We start from the raw sequence: 1,594 nt of genomic DNA, 5'->3' as shown, positions 1-1,594 counted from the left end.
CTTCTGTTACTTGGACTGAATTTCCTGCTGGACCACCAATGCTAGAAGCTTTAAACGTTGGTAGTATTGATTTTGGCTACACAGGAGAAGCACCTCCTGTATTTGCTCAAGCGGCTGGAGTTCCTCTAGTTTATGTTGCCTATGATCCTTATGGTACTAAATCGGAAGCAATTCTTGTTCATAAGGACTCACCAATTAAAAGTGTAGCTGACCTCAAAGGCAAAAAAGTGGCTTTTGCGAAAGGATCAAATACTAACTATTTGATAGTCAAAGCACTGCAAAAAGCCGGATTAAAATACACTGATATTAAGCCAACTTTCCTCGCACCTGCTGATGGCCGTGCTGCTTTTGAAGGGAAAAATGTTGATGCTTGGGCAGTTTGGGACCCTTATTTAGCTGCTGCTCAAAAAGCCACAGGCGCACGTATTCTTACCGATGCCACTGGACTAGCTCCCAATCGAGGTTATTATTTGGCTGCTAAATCCTTTGCCCAGAAAAATCCAGCAGGTTTAAAAACAGTTTTGGCTGGGGTAAGTAAAGTCAGTGATTGGGCAAAGGGTAATCCTAAAGATGTGGCAAAGTTACTTTCTCCTGTATTGGGTATAGATGCGGCTGTGTTAGAGGTAGCAGAAAAAAGACGCAAGTATGGCGTTCTGCCATTAACCAATGATGTAATTGCCAAACAACAAGAAATTGCTGATACTTTCTATAAAATTAACTTGATTCCTAAAGAAATCAAGGTCAAAGAAATAGTTTGGCAAGGTAAGAAATAATTTAGTAATTGGTAATTGGCAATAAGAAAATTGCTAATTATCAATTATTTCTAGAAATCTTCGTTGACTTTCTCTGCGTGAGAAAAAATTTAAATTCTTGAAAGAGTTTTATATGGTAACAAACATCAATACACAGTGGCTAAAAACCGATGTTTTAGTAATTGGGGGTGGTACAGCAGGGACAATGGCAGGAATTAAAGCCAAACAGGCAAATCCTGATGCTGAGGTGTTAATTTTAGAGAAAGCAAATATACGCCGGAGTGGGGCGATCGCTATGGGAATGGATGGAGTTAATACAGCCGTCATTCCTGGCAATTCTACTCCAGAACAATACGTCCGCGAAATCACAATTTCTAATGATGGTATTCTGCACCAAAAAGCCGTTTATCAAACAGGTAAATTAGGTTTTGAAACCATTCAAGAATTAGAAAGTTGGGGCGTTAAATTCCAAAAAGATCCCCAAGGAAATTATGACGTTAAACAAGTGCATCGGGTAGGTAAATATGTCTTACCCATGCCAGAAGGTAAAGACTTAAAAACCATTCTTACCCGTCAAGTTAAACGCCATAAAGTGAAAGTTACAAATCGCGTTATGGCAACTAGAATACTAGTAAAAGATAGTAGAGCCATTGGCGCAGTTGGATTTGATGTGCGCGGTGGTGATTTTGTAGTTATTCAAGCCAAAGCAGTTATTCTTTCTACAGGTGCTTGTGGACGTTTGGGTTTACCTGCATCTGGCTATCTTTATGGAACTTATGAAAATCCCACAAATGCCGGAGATGGTTATTCAATGGCTTATCATGCAGGAGCAGAATTAAGCA

At 39.6% G+C, this 1,594-nt stretch carries 2 protein-coding genes; both read left to right on the top strand.

The features are described 5' to 3' along the window. The coding region (locus IQ228_RS25885) for a sulfonate ABC transporter substrate-binding protein (protein WP_193964986.1) at nucleotides 1–773 on the top strand (773 nt) is incomplete at its 5' end. Nucleotides 774–885: 112 nt separating this feature from the next. Further along, on the top strand, nucleotides 886–1,594 hold a 709-nt coding region (locus IQ228_RS25880; RefSeq protein WP_193964985.1), incomplete at its 3' end, for an FAD-binding protein.

Origin of the sequence: Dolichospermum sp. LEGE 00246, assembly GCF_015207865.1 — a bacterium.
Taxonomy (GTDB): domain Bacteria; phylum Cyanobacteriota; class Cyanobacteriia; order Cyanobacteriales; family Nostocaceae; genus Dolichospermum; species Dolichospermum heterosporum.
Note: the sequence above shows the minus strand (reverse complement) of the source record. Positions and strands in the feature narration are given on the sequence as shown.